The 247-nt window shown below is 60.7% G+C and carries 1 protein-coding gene; it reads left to right on the top strand.

Translation table 11 applies throughout. The features are described 5' to 3' along the window. Positions 1 to 247: Mu transposase domain-containing protein (locus DY926_RS16390; RefSeq protein WP_408886085.1), on the top strand; the 247-nt coding region annotated here is incomplete at both ends.

Here is a 247-nt window from a genome sequence, read left to right as displayed (position 1 = left end):
CGGGGCGTCCCTTTGACGGGTTTGTCGAACAGACCAAGCGCGTCTCGCCAACCTGCCTGATCCAGTTCGAAGGCAATCGCTACAGCGTACCGGCCTCCTTTGCCAATCGTCCGATCAGCCTGCGGGTTTATCCCGACAGGCTGCGCATTATCGCCGAAGGGCAGGTTCTGTGCGTGCATGACCGGATCATCACGCGTTCGCATGGTGTGCCAGGCCGCACGGTGTATGACTGGCGGCATTATCTGGC

It is taken from the genome of Komagataeibacter melaceti (assembly GCF_003403295.1).
Taxonomy (GTDB): domain Bacteria; phylum Pseudomonadota; class Alphaproteobacteria; order Acetobacterales; family Acetobacteraceae; genus Komagataeibacter; species Komagataeibacter melaceti.
The sequence above is the reverse complement of the archived record's forward strand: the minus strand, read 5'-3'. Positions and strand labels throughout refer to the sequence as shown.